This window comes from Lentzea flaviverrucosa (genome assembly GCF_003350445.1).
Classification (GTDB): Bacteria; Actinomycetota; Actinomycetes; order Mycobacteriales; family Pseudonocardiaceae; genus Lentzea; species Lentzea californiensis.
On sequence record NZ_QQAU01000009.1, the window covers coordinates 121,035 to 137,195 of the forward strand.

The 16,161-nt window shown below is 69.3% G+C and carries 14 protein-coding genes; 7 read left to right on the forward strand and 7 right to left on the reverse strand.

Translation table 11 applies throughout. From position 1 onward, the window contains the following. Position 1: 1 nt before the first annotated feature. Entirely contained in the window at positions 2-580 is a 579-nt protein-coding gene (locus DFR72_RS26650; protein WP_211335544.1) for a TetR/AcrR family transcriptional regulator, read from the reverse strand. A gap of 169 nt (positions 581-749) precedes the next feature. Between DFR72_RS26650 and DFR72_RS26655 the strand changes: the two genes are divergently transcribed. Continuing rightward, positions 750-1,490, forward strand: coding sequence for a ribonuclease activity regulator RraA (locus DFR72_RS26655; protein ID WP_090063192.1), 741 nt, complete (start codon positions 750-752; stop codon positions 1,488-1,490). A 37-nt stretch (positions 1,491-1,527) separates the two neighbouring features. Here the strand turns inward: DFR72_RS26655 and DFR72_RS26660 are convergent, their stop codons facing one another. From DFR72_RS26660 to DFR72_RS26675, 4 genes are all read right to left on the reverse strand, one after another. Continuing rightward, entirely contained in the window at positions 1,528-2,805 is a 1,278-nt protein-coding gene (locus DFR72_RS26660; RefSeq protein WP_090063195.1) for a mandelate racemase/muconate lactonizing enzyme family protein, read from the reverse strand. Next, entirely contained in the window at positions 2,802-4,811 is a 2,010-nt protein-coding gene (locus tag DFR72_RS26665; RefSeq protein ID WP_090063196.1) for an ABC transporter permease, read from the reverse strand. The genes DFR72_RS26660 and DFR72_RS26665 overlap by 4 nt, the downstream gene beginning before the upstream one ends. Then, the gene (locus DFR72_RS26670; protein ID WP_090063611.1) at positions 4,808-6,232 is read right to left on the reverse strand and encodes an ABC transporter substrate-binding protein; all 1,425 of its coding nucleotides are present in this window, start codon (positions 6,230-6,232) and stop codon (positions 4,808-4,810) included. Before DFR72_RS26670 ends, DFR72_RS26665 begins: the two co-directional genes overlap by 4 nt. A 135-nt stretch (positions 6,233-6,367) precedes the next feature. Next, positions 6,368-7,111: a FadR/GntR family transcriptional regulator gene (locus tag DFR72_RS26675; protein ID WP_245983532.1), complete on the reverse strand. Its 744-nt coding sequence runs from the start codon at positions 7,109-7,111 to the stop codon at positions 6,368-6,370. A gap of 74 nt (positions 7,112-7,185) precedes the next feature. On the opposite strand from DFR72_RS26675, the gene DFR72_RS26680 reads away from it, so the two are divergent. Beyond that, on the forward strand, positions 7,186-8,343 hold the full coding sequence (locus tag DFR72_RS26680) for a mandelate racemase/muconate lactonizing enzyme family protein (RefSeq protein ID WP_090063200.1): 1,158 nt from the start codon (positions 7,186-7,188) through the stop codon (positions 8,341-8,343). Between the two features lie 3 nt (positions 8,344-8,346). Here the strand turns inward: DFR72_RS26680 and chvE are convergent, their stop codons facing one another. Next, on the reverse strand, positions 8,347-9,441 hold the full coding sequence (gene chvE / locus DFR72_RS26685) for a multiple monosaccharide ABC transporter substrate-binding protein (protein WP_090063201.1): 1,095 nt from the start codon (positions 9,439-9,441) through the stop codon (positions 8,347-8,349). A gap of 278 nt (positions 9,442-9,719) precedes the next feature. On the opposite strand from chvE, the gene DFR72_RS26690 reads away from it, so the two are divergent. The 3 genes from DFR72_RS26690 to DFR72_RS26700 all read left to right on the forward strand — a co-directional run bounded on the left by DFR72_RS26690 (position 9,720) and on the right by DFR72_RS26700 (position 11,115). Then, positions 9,720-10,211: an SRPBCC family protein gene (locus tag DFR72_RS26690; protein WP_090063203.1), complete on the forward strand. Its 492-nt coding sequence runs from the start codon at positions 9,720-9,722 to the stop codon at positions 10,209-10,211. A 117-nt stretch (positions 10,212-10,328) separates the two neighbouring features. Then, positions 10,329-10,736 (forward strand): peptidase inhibitor family I36 protein, encoded by a 408-nt coding sequence (locus DFR72_RS26695; RefSeq protein ID WP_143086594.1) that lies wholly within the window; start codon positions 10,329-10,331, stop codon positions 10,734-10,736. Positions 10,737-10,749: 13 nt separating this feature from the next. After that, the gene (locus DFR72_RS26700; protein WP_143086595.1) at positions 10,750-11,115 is read left to right on the forward strand and encodes a peptidase inhibitor family I36 protein; all 366 of its coding nucleotides are present in this window, start codon (positions 10,750-10,752) and stop codon (positions 11,113-11,115) included. 131 nt (positions 11,116-11,246) lie between these two features. Here DFR72_RS26700 and DFR72_RS26705 read toward each other — a convergent pair whose 3' ends face one another. Next, positions 11,247-13,226 (reverse strand): AfsR/SARP family transcriptional regulator, encoded by a 1,980-nt coding sequence (locus DFR72_RS26705; RefSeq protein ID WP_170176408.1) that lies wholly within the window; start codon positions 13,224-13,226, stop codon positions 11,247-11,249. A gap of 196 nt (positions 13,227-13,422) precedes the next feature. Between DFR72_RS26705 and DFR72_RS26710 the strand changes: the two genes are divergently transcribed. Next, positions 13,423-13,992, forward strand: coding sequence for an RDD family protein (locus tag DFR72_RS26710; RefSeq protein WP_090063210.1), 570 nt, complete (start codon positions 13,423-13,425; stop codon positions 13,990-13,992). 74 nt (positions 13,993-14,066) lie between these two features. After that, entirely contained in the window at positions 14,067-15,719 is a 1,653-nt protein-coding gene (locus DFR72_RS26715) for a CocE/NonD family hydrolase (RefSeq protein ID WP_245983533.1), read from the forward strand. Positions 15,720-16,161: the final 442 nt, after the last annotated feature.

Below are 16,161 nucleotides of genomic sequence, written 5' to 3' on the forward strand. Positions count from 1 at the left end.
CCTAGTCTCGTCGCTCCAGCAGGGGCGCGATCTCGACGAGCACGTCGTCGAGAGGGCCCAGATCTCGGTGGGCGCGGCAGAGGATGACCGCTCCCTCGATCGCGGACACGACCAGCGTCGCCAGCCGCTGCGCGCGTTGTAGCGCGAACCCGTTGTCCGTCAACGCTTTCGCGAGGCTGCTCTGCCACCCGGTGAAGATCTCCCGCACCACGTCACCGGCATCGGGGACGAGGTCGCGGCTGTCCAGGGCCATCGCGACGACGGGACAACCCGCCCGGTAGTCGGTCTTGGTCAGCGCCCGCTTCCAGAAGACGACGAGACGCTCCATCATCTGCCGGACGTCGCCCTGGGCCGCCGACTCGTTGACCATGGCGGTGATGTAGTCGCCGGCCTGGCGGACCGCACCCAGGACCATCTCGTTCCTGCCGCCGGGAAAGTGGTGGTAGACGGAACCCCGTGGCGCACCGCTGTGCGCCAGCACCGCGTCGACCGTCACGCCTGCGGCGCCACGTTCCCGCAGAAGCAGCACCGCGCTGTCGAGCATCCGCTGCTTGGTGCCGCGCCTGCCTTGCCCGCTCATCGCGCCGTCCCCGACTCAGGAATATGACAGAGACCATAGTCGGTGCCGTCCGCCGTCGCCACCGTGAAAGATCGAGCTGCCGACTTTCCTTACCCCGCAGAGGTTCGGCGGACTAGGCTTGGATCATCGAACTCTCCGATGGCCGGCCCGATCCGAGGGAGCTACCGACGTGGTCGAGACGCACGACATCGTTCGCCCGCCCGCCGAACTGAGTGCGGGCCTCGCGGCCATCGGCAGCGCGACGGCCAGCGCCGAGCTCAGCCGCATGGGCATCCGCAGCGCGTTCATCCGCGGCCCGGTCTCGGTGACGCCCGGCCTGCGCGTGGCCGGCCCGGCGCTGACGCTGCAGTTCCTGCCGAAGCGGGAGGACCTCTACCCCGTCGACGAGTACGAGGAGCCGGAGAAGCAGCTGCACCGGCACGTCATGTACCACGCCCAGCCCGGCGACATGATTGTCGTCGACGCGCGGGGTGACATGGCCAGCGGTGTGTTCGGCGAGATGATGCTGACGTACTTCAAGGGTCGCGGCGGTGCCGGTGTCGTGATCGACGGGTGCCTGCGCGACATCGGTGAAGCCAAGCAACTCGGCCTCGGGCTGTGGATCCGTGGCGCCACACCGAACTACCACGCCCAGACCGACATCGTCCCGGCCGCCGTCAACGTGCCAGTGGCGTGCGGCGGCACGCTCGTCGTGCCGGGTGACATCGTCGTCGCGGACGACGACGGGGCGGTCGTGGTGCCGGTCAAGCTCGCATCCGCCGTGCTGGCCGTCGCTCAGGAACACGCGGAATGGGAGGAGTTCTCCCGGATCCGGCTGTCCGAGGGCGGCGACCTGCGGCGGTACTACCCGCTGTCGGAGGAGGCGCGGCCCGAGTACGAGCGGTGGCGTGCCGAGCAGGGTGAGGCCTGACCGGTGGTGTTCCCCGGCAACGTCGCCGGGAACACCACTAGCTCCACAACCGGTCGTGGCTCGACTCCGCGTCCCAGTGCGTCGTCTCGGCGAAGAACACCGGGTCGCGCGGGTCGAGCTGGCGCCGCAGCAGTTCCTCGTCGATGTCGCCGAACCCCAGCCCCGGCGTGTCCGGCACCGTGATGTGGCCGTTCTGGATCAGCGGCCGGGGCAGGCCGGTGACGAGGTCGCTCCAGAACTCCACTTCGGCCGCGTGGTGTTCGAGCGCCAGGAAGTTCTCCGTGGCGGCGGCCAGGTGCACGCACGCCATGGTCGCGATCGGTGACGCCGCCAGGTGCAGCGCCATCGGGATCCCGCGTTCCTGCGCGTGGTCGCCGAGCCGTTTGGTCTCCGCGATCCCGCCCGCCGTCGCCGGGTCGGGGTGCACGACGCGGATGGCGCCGGCGTCGAGCAGCGGCCGGAACCCGTCGAGCAGGTAGATGTCCTCCCCCGTGCACGTCGGGACGGCGACGGCCTCGGTGAGCCGGCGCCACTGGTCGGTCAGCTGCCACGGGATCAGGTCCTCGATCCACGCCAGGGTGAACGGTTCCAGCGCACGGCCGATGCGGATGCAGGAGTCGAGGGCTATGTGGCCGAAGTGGTCGGCGGCGAGCGCGACGTCGTAGCCGACGACGGACCGAACGGTGTCCACATAGGACGCCAGGTGGTCGGCGCCCTTCGCGGTGACCTGGATGCCGGTGAACGGGTGCATCGTCGTCAGGTCGCCGCGGGCGCCCGGCGGCGCGATCAGCGCCCCCGGCACGTCCCACAGCAGGTCGATGCCCACGTCCATCTTCAGCATCGTGAACCCGCGCTGCTTGCGCTCCAGCAGCCGGGCACCCATCGCGTGCGGGTCCGGCAACGACGGAGTGTCCGCGTAGCACCGGATCTCGTCCCGGAACCGGCCCCCGATCAACGCGTACGCGGGCACCCCGTACGCCTTGCCGGCGAGGTCCATCAGCGCCATCTCGACGCCGGAGACCCCGCCGCCCTGGCGGCCGTGGTGCCCGAACTGCTTGATCTTGCGGAAGATCTTGTCGACGTTGCAGGGGTTCTCGCCGACGAGCCGGCTCTTGAGCACGAGCGCGTAGGTGGCGCTGGCCTGGTCGCGCACCTCCCCGTAGCCGGCCAGGCCCTGGTTGGTGTCGATCCTGATGATCGACGAGCGGAACGGCACGCCGGCCACGTTGGCGACCCGCAGGTCGGTGATGCGCAGATCGCTCGGCCGCGACGCCGTGGCGACGTGCTCCTCCGTGATCGCCGGCGTCTCGCTCATCCCTTCACGGCCCCTGCGGTGAGGCCCTCGGTCAGGAAGCGCTGCCCGAACGCGTACATGGTCACGACCGGGATGCTGATCAGCAGCGAGGCCGCGGCCAGCTGCCCCTGCGGCACGACGTCACCGAAGATCATCGACTGCATGCCGACGGGCAGTGTCTTGTAGTCGTCCTTGGTGATGAACACGAAGGCGAACAGGAACTCGTTCCACGCGTTGGTGAGCGTGAACAGCGCGACCGCGAGCAGGCCCGGCTTGGCCAGCGGCAGCACGATCCGGATGAACGCCCCGAACCGCGTGCAACCGTCGACCAGCGCCGCCTCCTCGAGGTCGGCCGGAATCGACTTGAAGTAACCGACGAGCAGCCACGTCGCGAACGGCAGGGTGAACGTCGGGTACGCGAGCACGAGCGCCCACAGCGAGTCGTTGAGCCCGATCCCGCTCATCATCTGGTACAGCGGGATGAACAGCAGCGCGCCCGGCATCACGTAGGTGAGCAGGATCGTCACCGTGAAGCTCTCCGAACCGCGGAACTTCAGCCGTGCCAACGCATAGCCCGCCAGCGCCGCGCAGACCAGGGCGATCAGGGTGGACGCCACCGACACCAGGATCGTGTTGACGTACCAGGTGCCGAACGCCCTGCCCGAGAACAGGTTGGTGAACTGCTCGGTGCTCCACGGGGTCGGCCAGAGGTCGTCGGTGCGCGCGACGATCTGGTTGTCGGACTTGAAGGCCGTGACCGTCATCCAGTAGAGCGGGGCGAGCACGAAGCCCAGCAGGCCCACGAGCGCGATCCCGCTGCCGGTGCCGCCGACCACGCGGGCGGCCAGCCGGTTCCCCCGCGCGGCGAGCACGGAGACGACCCGTCCGACGCCGGCCGCGAGCACCACGAACACGCCCAGCACGAGCGCTGCCTTCCACACGATGTGCGGCGACGCCCAGACCAGGACGAGCGCCGAGGCCACGACGACCACCCACGGCAACGCCTTGCGCTGCGCGGGGGTCAGTCTCCTGCGCCCCAGGTCGCCCGTGCCCGGGAGATCACTGCGCCGCATCATCCGCACGAGGATCACCACGAGGATGCCGATGATCGGCAGCATCACCAGCGTGACCGCCGCGCCCGCGCCCAGCTGCAGCTGCTGGATGGCCTTCGAGTAGGCCACCATCACGTACGGGGCGGTGGCGTCCCCCGGCCCGCCCTGGGTCATCAGCCAGATCAGGTCGAAGTTGTTGAACGTCCAGATCGACGACAGCAGCACCGTCACGATCATGATGTGGCGCAGCCCCGGCAGCGTGATGTGCTTGAAACGCTGCCATGGCGAGGCACCGTCCACAATGGCCGCCTCGTAGAGACCGCTGTCGATCGCCTTGAGCCCGGCCAGGAACGTCACCGTGAAGAACGGGATGCCCTTCCAGACGTTGACCAGGATGACCGCCGGCATGGCGAGCGCGGGATCGGACAGCCACTCCGCGGGCCAGGAGTCGACGAGCCCGACCGCCGCGAGGGCCGGCCCGATGCCCGAGTCGGTGAGCAGGACGTTGACGCTGCCGAAGATCGGGTCGAACAACGACCGCCAGGTGAAGGCCGTGACGACCGTCGGCACCACCCACGGCAGCAGGATCACGCCGGCGATGATCGCCCGGCCGCGGCGCATGTGGTGCAGCATCAACGCCGCGATGAGGCCGAGGACCACCTTGAAGATCTCGGCGTACGCGGTGAAGACGAACGAGTTGAGCACGCCCTTGTGGAACACGGCGTCGTTGATGAGGGCGACGTAGTTGTCCAGCCCGACGAAGACCGTCTCCGCACCGTGGCGTTCCGTCGTGCTGGTGAGGACCGAACTGACGATCGGGAACAGGATCAGGCCCGAGACCAGCAGCAGCGTCGGCCCGATGAACGCCGCGGCGAGGCGCCAGTCGCGCCCGAGCAGCCGCTGCGACCTGGTGAGCGAGGACGACCCGCCCGGCGCCGGACGAACCGGCGCCGGCCGCTCACGCAGGATGGTCACTGCTTGTAGCCCTGCTGCTCGAACACCTGGACGATCCGGGCGTGGGTCGAGGCGACGGCGTCGGCCGGCCGGGTGCCCTGGATGACCGACTGCATCATGTCGGTCAGCAGGTAGGCGGCGGTGGCGGCCTGCTCGCCGGGACTCGGCGCCTGCGGGAACGAGAAGCCGGTCCTCGTGGTCAGGGGAAGCGGCGTGCGGGTCTGCTCCCGCAGCGCGGGGAAGGCCGGGTCACCGCTGGTGTAGTACGGGTCGGAGTCCCAGACCTTGTCCCACGACGGGTTCACCAGGCACGGTGCCCCCTTCGCGACACCGAGCAGCGCGCTCCCGCTCACCATGTACTTCGCCACCAGCTTGGCGAGATCGGGGTTCTTCGCCCCCTTGAACACGACGAACGAGTTGGACTCGCCGAACGCGAGCGGCTTGTCGATCGCCGGTCCGGTGGCGCCGTTGAACGGGTGGGTGTTGGCGTAGACCGGGTTGTTCTTGGTCTTCGAGTCGGCGTAGACGCTGAACTGGTTGAGCGTGAGCCCCAGGATCTGGGCCAGCCAGTTCTCGTTGTTGCTCGAGTCGGTCCAGCTGCCGATCCCCGGCGGCAGCATCGGCGTGTACTTCGGGTTCGTGTAGATGTCGCCGATGAACGTGACGGCGGCGACGGTCTCCGGCGAGTTGAACACCACCTTCGTGCCGGTGTTGTCCGCGATCGCCCCGCCGTAGCAGTTGACGACGTTCGCGATGAAGCCGTTGGCGTCGCCGGAGCGGTTCACCGTGAGACCCCAGCCGAAGCGCTTCTTCGCCGGGTCGGAGACCGCCAAGGCGTTGTCGCGCAACTCCTCCCACGTGTAGTGGGGTTTGAGCGGGATCCCCTTCTCCTGGTACCAGTCCTTGCGCAGGTACATCGCGGAGGCGATGAAGTGGTACGGGATCGCGAACCAGCGCCCGCCGAACACGCAGTAGGTGCTCGCCTCCGTCGCGGGCTCCCCGTAGAGCTTGCGCATCTCGTCGACCACGTCGGTGACGTCGGTGAGGGCGCCGAGGTTGTGGAGCTGACCGACGAACCGCCGGTCGCTCACGAAGGCGAAATCTCGGCTGGTGCCCGCCTTCACCTCGGCGTCCATCTTCGCGACCATGTCCCCGGCGTCGCCGGAGACCAGGTCGTTGCGGACCGTGGTCCCGGTGGCCTGTGCGAACACCTGCAACGACCGGTCCAGGGCCTGGTTGGCGGCCTCGGAGTACAGCTTCTGAGAGAGCATCCCCACCGACCCGCCGCGCAGCGAGGCCGCCTGGTCGAGCAAGGCCTGGGGCACCTGGACGTCCACCTGCGGTGCGGATGCGGGGCCTGGCCCGCACCCGGCGAGACCGAGCACGCCCAGCGCGCTCACCCCCAGGAAGGTGCGCCTGGATAAGTCCGTTTTCTCTTCCATGACCACTCCTCTCGCGTCCGGTCGAGCGGACGCGTACCGACGGGGCGACGTTGCAACCGGCGGGACAACGAGGCGTGGGCCGCGCTGCCGGGTCGTTCATGCGGTGAAGAACGGTGATCTGGTGCTGTGGTGCGGCTAGCGCCGCCGTGCGGACCGTTTGGTCTGCTGCTCCTTCTCCGCGAGGAGGTTGGAGTTGTTGGCGAGGTGCTTGCGCATCGCGGCTCGGGCGGCCGCCGGGTCGCGCGCCACGAGCGCCTCGTAGATCTCCGTGTGGTCACAGGTGGCCTTGCGCAGCGCGGCCGGCGCCTCGTTGGTGATGCGCCGGCTGGCCGTGCCGAGCCACCGGGCGGAGTACATGATCCGGTCGAGGATGCGGTTGTCGGCCGCCCGGCAGATCTCCATGTGGAACTCGTGGTCGACCTCGAGGTAGGCGTTGGGATCGGATTCGAGCGCCGCCATGCGGTCGAGCTCGTCCCTGAGCCGGTCCAGCGTCTCGCCGGTGACGCTGGTCGCGGCCATCGCGGCGAGCTCGGGTTCGAGCAGCACGCGCATCTGGTGCAGCTCCTGCAGCAGCTCGCCGACGATCTCCGAGGGCATCCACTCGATCAGCAACGGGCTCAGGTAGTCCCACTCGGCCGGAGGGCGCACGACCACGCGGCGGCCCTGCGCGACCTCGACGATGTCGAGCGAGGCGAGGATCTTGAGCGTCTCCCGCGCCACCACGCGGGACACCCCGAACTCACGCGAGATGTCGAGCTCCGACGGAGCACGGCCGTCCTCGATCTCGCCGCTGACGATGCGCCGGGTCAGGTGTGCCGCCACCTGCACCGGCAGAGTCCGGACCTTGACAGCGTCCGAAGACTCTTGTCCCCTTTGCATGTCATCAGCTTATAGGACAAGTTAGACATCGCGACAGACTCCGTTCATCTGCACGACCCAGCGGCGGGAGAGCAATGCGGATCGTGAACGTCACGACGGCGGTGGTCGACTACCACGGCCAGGCCACGCTGGTCCGGATCGACACCGACGAGGGCCTCAGCGGGTTCGGCGAGGCCAATCCCGATGCCGGCGCGGGCGCCGTCGTCGGAATGATCGAGTTCCTGACACCCCTCCTGATCGGCGAGGACCCGCGCAACGTCGAGCGGTGCTGGGAGAAGCTCCGCCGCAACAAGGTCTTCGCCGGCCCCCAGGGCGGGGTGTTCGTGATCGCCCTGTCCGGCATCGAGCTCGCGCTGTGGGACCTCGCGGGCAAGGCCGCGGGCCAGCCGGTCTACCGGATGCTCGGCGGGAAGTTCCGCGACCGCATCCGCCTCTACGCCGACTGCGGTGACGGCGACGACCCGGCGGGTTCGATCGCCGGGTGCGTCGACCGGGCCCAGCGGATGGTCGGCGAAGGCTTCACGGCCATCAAGTTCGACATCGACAACCTCCACCACCCCGCGAAGTTCGACGCGTTCAACCACACGGTCAACGCCGCCGAGCTGCGGTCGATGACCGAGCGCGTGGCAGCCGTCCGGGAGGCGATCGGACCGGACGTCGACCTGGCCATCGACCTGCACGCCCGCTACGACGTGCCGAGCGCCTGCCGGATCGCGTGGGAGCTCGAACCGTTCCACCTGATGTGGCTGGAGGAACCGCTGCCGGCGGAGAACGTCGACGCGCTGGCACGGGTGCGCGCGCAGACCCGCACGCCGATCTGCGCGGGCGAGAACCTCTACCTGCGCTGGGGGTTCCGCGATCTGCTCGAACGCGGCGCCGTGGACGTCATCGAGCCGGACGTGCCGAAGTGCGGCGGCCTCGCCGAAGCCAAGAAGATCGCCAACCTCGCGGAGGTGCACTACATCCCGTTCGCACCGCACCTGGTGTCGACACCCCTGGGCACGATGGCCACGTCGCACCTGTGCGGAGCCATCCCCAACTTCTTCGTCCAGGAATGGCACGCGCTGGAAGAGCGCGCGGTGTGGGACAGCTACGTCCACGCCCCCGACGGGAGCGGCTCGATCGTGAAGGACGGCCACATCACGCTGCCCGACACCCCCGGCATCGGCGTGGAGCTCGACATGGACGGCGTGCGGGCACACGCCGTCGCGGGCTACGGGGTGTTCGAGTAGCGGCTAGCGGAGCTGGTCGTCGGTGTAGTACCCGGACTCCACGAGAACCTTGTGGTAGTTGGCCTTGTCGACGCTCACCGGGTTCAGCAGGAAGGCCGGGACGACCTTGACGCCGTTGTCATAGTCGTTGAGGTTGTTCAGCTGCGGCGGCGTGCGGCCCTTCAGCACGGCCTCGGCCATCAACGCCGTCACCTTCGCCAGTTCGCGGGTGTCCTTGTAGATCGTCGAGTACTGCTCGCCGGCGAGGATCGACTTCACCGAGCCGAGCTCGGCGTCCTGGCCGGTCACGGTCGGGAACGCGGGGCCGTAACCGCTGTTCTTCAAGGCGGTGAGGATGCCGAGGGAAATGCCGTCGTAGGGAGAGAGCACGCCGTTCACCTTGGCACGGCGGTATGTCGTGCCAAGGATCTCCTCCATGCGCTTGCGGGCGGTCTCACCGTCCCACCGGAGGGTCGTGACGGCCTGAAAGTCCGTCTGACCGCTGCGCACCACCAGCTTGCCGTTGTCGAGGTACGGCCGGAGCACGGACATGGCGCCGTTGAAGAAGAACGCCGAGTTGTTGTCGTCCGCCGAGCCGGCGAACAGCTCGATGTTGAAGGGACCCGTGGCGGCGCCGGGGCTGCCGTCGGGGTTGCGCAGGCCCAGCCCGGTCAGCAGCGACTCGGCCTGGTAGATGCCGACCCGGAAGTTCTCGAACGTCGCGTAGAAGTCGACGTTCGGGCTGTTGCGCAGGAGCCGGTCGTAGGCGATCACCGGGATCTCGGCGTTCGCGGCCGTGTCGAGCGGCTTGGTCAGCGCCGAGCCGTCCACCGAGGCGATGATCAGGAGCTTCGCACCCTTGGCGATCTGGTCCTCGATCTGCTTCACCTGGTTGGCCACGTCGTTCTCGGCGTAGCGGAGGTCGACCCGGTGCCCCCGTGACTCCAGGTCGCGCTTGATGTTCTCGCCGTCGCTGATCCAGCGCTCCGACTTGGTCGTCGGCATGGTCACGCCCACGAGCGCACCGTCGCCGGAGGCGGGTTGCTGACCGGCCGCCGGTGCGCCGCACGCCGCCGCCAACAGCGCGACCGCCAGCACGGCGAACCTCGGAAATCCCATTCCTGCTCCTCGCGTGGATCAACGTTGACGGGTCGCCACGGTCTCGGGGCAGGCCGGAAGCACGGCCTGTGTGTGATCGGCGCCACAAGCGGATGTGCACGTTAACAAGCGAACTTGGGTGAATCAAGCGCAGACGCGAAGACGTTGTCAGCTCCCGATTCGCATCTTGAATGGCTCCTCGCAGCTGTCGTGGACAGGGAACTCGCCGGACTCGAAGGACATGTGCGACAAAGCTGTTAGGGTGCGCCCCGTTCGCACGAGAACTGGAGCGCCGCGCCATGAAGTACACCGTCTCGTTGGAGATCGCCCTGCCGCGAGAGAAGGTGGTCCAGTTGCTCTCCGACCCGGAACACATGCCGAAGTGGCTGCGGGGCCTGGTGGAACACGAGCCGCTCAGCGGCGCGCACGGGCAGGTCGGCACCAGGTCGCGAGTGGTGATGCAGTCCGGTCAGCAGACGTTCGAGGGCATCGAGACCATCACGCGCCGGGAACCGGTGGAGTTGCAAGGGCTTGCGAGGGAAACCGTCGTCCACTACGAACGCGAGATCGTCGCCAAGGGCATGTGGAGCGCCGCGCGCGAGCGCTTCACCGAGACCGGCCCGGGGACGACGCTGTGGGTGAGCGAGAACGAGTACCGGTTCAGCGGCGTGCTGATGCGGCTGGTGGGGCTCTTGATGCCCGGCACGTTCCGCAAGCAGTCGCTGCAGCACATGCAGGACTTCAAGGCGTTCGCCGAGCACGGGCAGGACGTCCGCGAAGCGCAGGCCTGAACCGCGGTCTGCTGCAGGTTCGCCCGGCGGTTAGTCGCTGTTAGTGGACGGTTAGCGCGGTTCCCCAGTCTCGGTGACGGAGGCGAGATCGCCTCTTCCTGAGAAGGGGGAGTTCTCTTGATTCGCAAAACCCTGATGGCCCTGGCCGGTGCCGCGTTCGCGGCGTCGCTGGTGACGATGCCCGCGAGCGCGTCGTCCGTTCCGGAGATCAGCGAGCCGAGCGGTGACGTGTCGGCCGCCGCCTACAGCGACTGCCCCGCGGCGCGGTTGTGCATCTGGACGGGTCTCAACGGCACCGGTGGGATCGGCATCTTCGCCGTCGGTGACGCCAACCTCGGCGCGGCTCCCGGGCCCAGCGGACTCAACAACAACGCCGAGAGCATGATGAACCGCACCAGTCAGCGGTGGTGCCTCTACGACGGGGCCAACTACACGTCCCTGATGGCGGCCGGTGGGCCTGGTGGCGGGGCGAACCTCCTGCCCGAGTTCCGCAACCGGATCACCTCGTTGCGGGTGTGTCCCTGACCGGAGGTGAGTCGTGCTGGCCAGCAGAGCAGCAGCGCTCGTGGCCGGCGCGGTGATGGCGGGGTCGCTGTTCGCAGTGGCCCCTGCCGTCGCCGGGCCGGTGTCGCCGGCCGCGTGGAGGGACTGCCCCACGAGCCGGTTCTGCCTGTGGACCGGTGTCAGCGGCACGGAGCGGATCGTCATGCTCCAAGTCGGTGATCCCGACCTGGGCGACCCAGGTCCGCGGCCTGTGTTCAGGAGTGCGTACAACCGCACCACCGCGCCATGGTGCTTGTACCGCAGCACCTACTACAGGGACCTCATCACCGTCGTGAAGCCCGACGGTCTGGTGAACCTCCCGCCCGATGCCCGCGTGGCATCGGCGCAGCCCTGCCCTTAGGGCGTGTCCCGTAAGTCCGTTCGATGAGAGTCACGGTCGAGACTTATGGGACACGCCCTAGGCGCCGGTTCAGGTGACCGTGCACCGAGTGGAACGGCCTGTCCGCAGGCTGACCCACTCGGTGCGCGGGATCAGGCGTCGTCGTGTCCACAGTGGTCGAAGTACCGCTGGCACACCACGGCCAGTTCCCAGGCGTGTTCGGCCATGCCGCGCACCGCCGCTGTCTCGACGACGGCCCGCAGCGTCGGCAGTTCGGTGTCGAACCACGCGATCGGGTCGCAGGCATCGGCCTCCGCGTGGTGACGCAGTGCCTTGCCGGGCAAAGGCTTTAGCACGCCCGTGGGCAGCCGGGCGGCCATCGACTCCGCCATCTCGAGGCAGGCGCCGACCGCGCGGGTGAGCACGGCGCCCTGCTCGGGTTCGGCCTGTTCGGCTGCGAAACAGCGCAGCAGGTCGTGCATGCCGTAGCGGATCGCGGTGCCGCATCCGGCGGTGCTCACCAGGTGCCAGCTGACCAGGTCCTCCAGCACCCGTTCCGCCCCGGTCTGCCCGACGTCCAGCAGTGCGGCCGCGAGCCAGCCCGGCACCGTGGTGGCGGGCAGCAGACCCAGGCGGCGGAACAACATCTGGTGCGACTGCGACAGCTGCCGGTAGCTCGCGTCGAAGCTCGCCCGCACGTCGAGGTCGCCCACCTCCAGCCAGTCGAGCCTGGTGCGTTCGTCGGCGAGCCGGGCGGCCAGGTCGTCGACCGTCCAGTGTGGATGGTCGAGCAGCAGTGCCCCCGCGACGCGCAACGCCAGCGGCAACCCGCCGCAGTGCGCCACCAGCGCGTCGCCCGGCGGCACTCCGATGATCTTCGCCAGCAGCTCGGCCGACTCGTCGGCGTCGAGCAGGCCCAAGCGCACCAGTCGTGCGCCTTCCAGCTCGCCGAGCGTGCGTCTGCTCGTCACCAGCACCGCGCAGCCGGGTTCGGCCGGCACGAACGGCCGCACCTGGCGCGCGTCGGCCGCGTTGTCGACGACCAGCAACACCTCCCGGCCGGCCAGCAGGTCGCGCAGCAGTGCCGAGCACTCGTCCTCCGCGGCCGGCACGAGGTCCGCGGGAACGCCTAGCGCGCGCAGGAACTGTTGCAGCACAGCCATCGTGTCGTCGCCGCGCAACGTCGCGAAGAGCTGACCGTCCGGAAACCGCTCGCGCACCCGATGGGCCAGCTGCACCACGAACGCCGTCTTGCCGAGGCCCGCGGCACCCGAGACGGCGACGAGCGGTGAGCGTTCCCTGCCCGGCGCGGTGAGCACGTCCGCCAGCTCGGTGAGCAGCTCCTCGCGACTGACGAAGTCGGGCAGCGCCGGTGGCAGCTGGCGCGGCTGGTGTGCCTCGCGCGGCACCGGGAACGCGGGCCGCACGCCCGGTTCGCCCCGCAGGATGCGGGCGTGCAGCGAGCACAGCTGAGCCGACGGTTCGACGCCCAGCTCGTCCACCATGGTGCGGCGGAACGTGAGGAACACGTCGAGCGCCTCGGACACCCGGCCGCGCCGTGCCAGCGCGGTCATCAACTGGGCACGCACCCGTTCGCGCAGCGGGTGCGCGGCCGCGGCAGCGGTGAGCTCACCGATCAGATCGGCGGTGCCACCGAGCAAGAGGTCGGCGTCGGCGCGTTCCTCCAGCACCGTCATCCGCAGCTCGTCGATCTGTGCGGCCACCGGCTCGGTCAGGTTCAGGTCGGCGGGACCGTCCCAGCGCCCGAGCGCCTCGCGCAACCGCGTAGCGCCCAACGCCACGTCACCGCCCGCGATCAGCCCGCGCGCCGCCGCCAGGTCCTGCCGCACGAGCTCGACGTCGAGCTCCGCCGCGGTGCAGCGCAACACGTACCCCGTCGCCGCGGTCGCGATCCGCTCCTTGCCGAGCAGCCTCCGCAACCGCGAGATGATGCCCTGCAACTGCACCTTCGCCGACGCCGGCGGCACCTCACCCCACAGCTCGTCGAACATCCGGCCGACCGGCACGACCTCGTTCGCGTGCCACACGAGCAGGGCGAGCACCGTGCGCATCTGCGGTGTGCCCGAAGCGACCTCGGCCCCGTCGCATTCCACCCGAAACGGTCCGAGCAACCTGAAACACCACATCCCCCGGTACCTCCCCGCCGCTGAGGGTGGCACAGGGTCCGAGGCTGCCGCAGGTTGTTCGATGACATCCAAAACGTCAGGTGCGATGCACAGGATCTCGGTGCCGTCCAGGGGTTGATCAACCCATACTGGCGAGGGGGCGTCTCCGCTACGTTCGGTCCCTCACGACGGGGAAGGCATCATGAGCGTCATCGGCTCCGACCGGCCGCCGAGCCGGCTGGACGTTCTCAAACAGCACGTGGAACACGAGTTCGGGTCGGCGATCGCGCAACGGCTCGACACGTTCGAAGACGGGACCTTCTACGTCACGGCGGGCGGGTGGGCGCGCCTGCTGTCCTGGTTCGTGGACTTCGTCGTCTACCTGTTCTGCGCGTTCGCCGGATTCGTCGCGGTCGTGCTCGCCACCCGTGACAGCGAGATCTCCGACAACGCGGCGTTGCTGACCATCCTCGGTCTGCTGGTCGGCGTGCCGGTCCTCTACGGCCTGTTCTTCGGCAACGGCCGCGCGCTCGGCGCGGTGCTCACCGGAACCCGCCTGGTCCGCGCCAAGAACGGCCACCGGATCGGCGCGGCGGCCCCCTGGGCGATGCTCGTGCGCACCGTGCTGTTCCCCGCGCTGATCGCTGCCATGACAGTCGGCGGGGCGGTCGACGGCTCGCTCAGCAGGGTCAGCATCGACGACGGCGCCACCCGGCGACTGCACGCGGCCGGTTTCCTGCGCCTCGACGGGTACGGCCCGGCCGGGCGCTGACAAGACGGACAGCAGGCACGTGCCGGCCCGTCGGCGACGTCATCCGCACCGCGGGCCTGGTAGGAAAGATCACTGTGGGCACACGACCTCGCTTCGACCTCTCGGGCAGGGCGGCCGGCCTGATCGGCCAGCGGCTGCTGAAGCTTCCTCCTGCCCTCTCGCGCAACGTGACCGTGGAGCGGGATCTGCGGATCCCCACCCACGACGGGCAGACGCTGCTGGCGAACCACTGGGCGCCGGCCGACGCGTCGAGTGGCGCGCCCACCGCCGTGGTGCGAACGCCCTACGGGCGCACCGGGCCGCTCGACTGGCTGTACGGGCGAGCGCTCGCCGAGCGGGGCCTGCACGTGCTGACCGTCAGTTGCCGGGGCACGTTCGGCTCGGACGGCGACTTCCGCGCGATGCGGCACGAACGCGAGGACGGTCTGTCGACGCTGCGCTGGCTCGCTGCGCAGCCTTGGGGCAACGACGTGGTGCTGACCGGGAGCAGCTACCTCGGCTACACCCAGTGGGCCGTCGCGGCGGAGGCTCCCGCGCAGGTCAAGGCGATGGTGCCGCACGTGACGTCGTCGCGGCTCGCGCTGTCGTTCCTACGACCGGACCGCTTCGAGGTGGAGACGCTGCTGGGCTGGTCGGTGAGCACTGCGACGCAGGAACGCCCCGGGGGCATCTGGCGTGCGCTGCTCGGCATCGGCCGCAAGCGCGTCCGGGAGGCCATGCGCACGCTGCCGCTCGTCGACGCCGACACCGCCGCGCTGGGCCACGCCTGGCCGTTCTACCAGGACTGCCTGCACCACGACCAGAACGACCCGTTCTGGAAGAACGAGGACCACTCCCCCGCCGTCGGTGACGTGACCGTGCCCGTCAGCTCGATCGCGGGCTGGTACGACATCTTCCTCGCCGACCAGCTCCGCGACTTCCAGGTGCTCAGGGCGGCCGGACGCGACGCGCACCTGACGGTCGGGCCGTGGTGGCACGGCCACGTCGGCGGGATGGCCGCGGTGCTCGGTGACACGATCGGCTGGGCCGCCGCCCACGCCCGCGGCACCGAGCCACCGCGCAAGCCGCCCGTCCGCCTCTTCGTGATGGGCGTGGACGAATGGCGCGACTTCGACCAGTGGCCGCCCACCGGCTACACCGGCCAGCGCTGGCACCTCGCTCCCGGCGGCGAACTGCATCCCGCGCCGAGCCCGCCCGCACCGCCGACGTCGTTCACCTACGACCCCGCCGACCCGACGCCGTCGCTGGGCGGACCGAAGCTGGAGAGCCGCGGCGCCGGACCCGTCGACAACCGCAAGCTCGAGGCACGGGACGACGTCCTGGTCTTCACCTCGGCCGTGCTGGACGCCGACGTGGAGGTCATCGGTGAGATCGCGGCCGAGGTGTGGCTGCGCGCGGACCGCCCGTCCTGCGACCTGTTCGTCCGCCTGTGCGACGTGGACGGACGCGGCAGGTCACTGAACATCTGCGACGACCTGGTGAAGGTGCGGCCGGACGGGGTCACAAGGGTGACCGTCGCCCTGTCACCGACCGCGCACGTCTTCCGCCGCGGACACCGGATCCGGGTGCAGGTGTCGGCCGGGGCGTTCCCGCGCTTCGCCCGGAACCTGGGCGACGGCGGTCCGTCCCACACCGCGACAGAGCCGCGGGCGACCACCGTGGAGGTCTTCCACGACGCCGGCCACCCGTCCTCGATCGTCCTGCCGCAGCGGCAGCTCGCCGGCTGAAAGCGGCCCGGACATGAACAATTCTCCCGGCGATCGACCGCAATTCCGCCGAATCCTCGACCAGCCATCCCGCACAGCTAGGCCGAAAACACCGAAATTCGCTCCAGCAGGCCAACCCAGCAGGTCAGACGCACACAGCTGATCCCCAGAAAGTTTCTGCGGATTTTCCACCCCGCGGGTAAATCGATCACACTTGGCGGCTGCTGGTGTAGCATGGAGACAAAAGCGTCGATTTCACAACGGCCCGATGCTCGGACCATTTGCTCGAACATCACCCGGCTGAATCACGCGACCGGGGAGCGGAGCACCTGCGCGCGGGCGACCTCGACCTGGCGGCGCCCACCGCACTCCAGCTGCCCGTTCTCAGCGGCGACTGACCATCCGCCGTCCGTTGGGCGGCAGCGCGGGCCGGGCTCTCCTGAGCCGCGGCCACCAGCATCGA